This window comes from Daejeonella sp., from assembly GCF_044342615.1.
GTDB lineage: Bacteria > Bacteroidota > Bacteroidia > Sphingobacteriales > Sphingobacteriaceae > Daejeonella.
The window spans coordinates 1-2,627 of record NZ_JBIIPN010000219.1 but is presented as its reverse complement, the minus strand read 5'-3'; the positions used below and the strand labels follow the sequence as shown (position 1 = coordinate 2,627).

The window sequence follows — 2,627 nt, the reverse complement described above, 5'->3', positions numbered from 1 at the left end:
AGAAGGACTACCTTTAATGAAACCATATTAACAGGTGCTCCAGCTTCTTTAGAGGAGCGATTTGAAACACATGACGGCGATAAACATCATCTTAGAATCTATCAACCTTTACATGATTCAAATGGCAAGGCGAAATGGGTAATGGGTTACGGACTTGATCTTACATCTATCAAAAGCATTGAGTCAGTTTTAAATAAGATGACCATTGCTGTGCAGGATGCGATGGATGGAATTGCGGTAATTAATGATGAAGGTCGGTATGTATATGTAAATGAAGCACATATAAAAATGTTTGGTTATAGCAATGATCATGATTTTATTGGTAAGAGATGGCACATGCTATACGAACAGAATGAAATTGATTATTTAGAAAAGAAAATTTTTCCACTAGTTAATAAAAATAGACGCTGGGCGGGCGAAACAATAGCAAAATTAAAAGACGGTTCTCCTGTTTATCAAGAAATTACGCTTACCAGCCTAGCAGATGGTGGTGTAATATGCATCTGTAGAGATAAAACAGAAGAGAAAAAACAGAAACAAATAGCAGATATAGCCGCTATAGTGGCTGATAATACAAGTAGTGTCATTATTATTACTGACCCCAATTTAAGAATCCAATGGGTCAACAAAGCCTTCTCTGATGTGATGGAGTATAGTTTTGAGGAGGTTTTCGGAAAAGATCCTGCTTTCCTCCATGGACCAGAAACAGATTCAAAGGCAATCAAGAAAATTTACAAGCATTTGCTTGATAAAAAAAGTGTATCAGCAGAAATACTAAATTACAGTAAAAATGGTCGTAAATATTGGATGCAAGTCAATGTAAGCCCTTTTTACAATGCAGATGGCGAATTAGTCAATTTCATCTCTGTGGAAAATGATATTACACAATTAAAACAAGCTGAAGACAATATTAAAAACAGTCTCCAAAAAGAAAAAGAACTCAATGAATTAAAGAGTCAGTTTGTAAGTATTGCTTCACATGAGATAAGAACACCACTAGCTAGTATTCAGTCGAGTTCCGATTTAATTCGAATTTTCCTTGAAAATGATCAAGTACCCAAAGATAAAGTTGAGAAACATATCGATAAAATAGAAAGTCAAATTACAAGGCTTTCTACGATCATGTCGAACCTTTTAACAGTTGGGCGAATTAACCTAGGCAAATTTGACCTTCATAAAAACGAAATAGATATAGAAAATTTTGTTAAAAATATTATCAATGAGTATTTTGCAGTAACATCAGATGGACGACAAGTCATTTTTAATGTTAGTGGAGAAAAACATAAAAGCCATATCGATAAAGTTCTGATGAGCCAGGTTTTAATAAATCTGATCAGCAATGCTATAAAATACTCGATTGGGAAGCCTAATCCGGAGGTTAATTTGGAATACCAATCCGACAATTTTACTATCGAAGTAAAAGATAAAGGAATTGGAATTCCAGCAGGGCAACATAAAAACATATTTAACTCTTTCTTTAGAGCAAACAATGTAGAAAATATACAAGGTACTGGTCTGGGACTAGTTATTGTAAAGAAATTTGTTGAGATGCATAAAGGAAAAATATCCTTTACTAGTACTTTAGGAAAAGGAACAAGTTTTAAAATAAAATTCCCCTATCAATAGAAATCATGAATGAACGGAAGCTTAAGGTACTCTTAGTTGAAGATGAGCAGATATTAAGAGAAAATATCGCTCAATTTCTTGAATTGAAGAAGTTTAAAGTAATTCAGGCCAAAAATGGTCTTGAGGCAGATTATATCTTAAAAAAGGCAAACCCCGATATCATTATCTGTGATATTTCTATGCCATTTATGAATGGTATTCAATTATTAAAGCAGGTAAGAAAAAATGATCAGTACAATCATATACCCTTTATCTTTTTAACAGCAAAAGCTGAGAAAGAGGATTTAAGAACCGGAATGGTTTCAGGGGCTGACGACTATATAATTAAGCCTTTTACTTTCAGTGAATTATTTAATTCGATTCAAAAAAGAATTGAACGTTTATCGCAAATTAGAAATAACAGTCATTTAAGCAATGCGCTTGAAGGATCTATTTCACTAAGTAGTGAGGAGGAACATAGAGCTTTATCACAAATTGAAACGCTCTCAAAAACAGAAAGCAAAATTTTGAAAAAAATAGCGTTGGGAATGACCTCTCTTTTAATCAGTCAAGAGTTAAATATAAGTATTCGGACAGCAGAAAATCATCGACATAATATTTGTAAAAAGTTAAATCTTAAAGGCTCAAACTCACTCATAAAGTTTGCCTTGAAATTCAAATCGGTTCTATAGCTCCCTAAAATGCCATTTTCATTAATTTTTTAATTTAATACCGTGTCGAAAATATTAGTAATTGAGGATCAAGAGGATATACGTGAGAATGTAAAAGAGCTGCTTGAACAAAAGGAATTTCTTGTTGAGACGGCTAAAAATGCAGAGGATGGGTTTAAACTCACAAACTCCTTTTTACCCGACCTTATTTTATGTGATTTAATGCTTCCTGATCATTCTGGAATTGATTTTATTAAAAGACTTAAAGAAAATAAACAGCTTAAAGAAATTCCAGTTATCATCATCACTGGTCATAGTCAGCAAGAAATTTTCCGAAATTCAATGACTCAA

Annotated in this window: 3 protein-coding genes; all 3 read left to right on the top strand. The window is 32.9% G+C overall.

Annotated features, from left to right (window positions below; genetic code table 11):
* The coding region (locus ACIQ0D_RS12595) for a PAS domain-containing protein (RefSeq protein WP_395806145.1) at positions 1–1,626 on the top strand (1,626 nt) is incomplete at its 5' end.
* 5 nt (positions 1,627–1,631) lie between these two features.
* The gene (locus ACIQ0D_RS12590; RefSeq protein WP_395806143.1) at positions 1,632–2,297 is read left to right on the top strand and encodes a response regulator transcription factor; all 666 of its coding nucleotides are present in this window, start codon (positions 1,632–1,634) and stop codon (positions 2,295–2,297) included.
* Positions 2,298–2,339: 42 nt separating this feature from the next.
* Positions 2,340–2,627 (top strand): PleD family two-component system response regulator (locus tag ACIQ0D_RS12585; protein ID WP_395806141.1); only part of this gene is annotated, 288 nt, incomplete at its 3' end.

Bases quoted from the DNA above. Each gene is read 5' to 3' on its own strand.
- ACIQ0D_RS12590 (WP_395806143.1), top strand. From the start codon at position 1,632: ATGAATGAACGGAAGCTTAAGGTACTCTTAGTTGAAGATGAGCAGATA.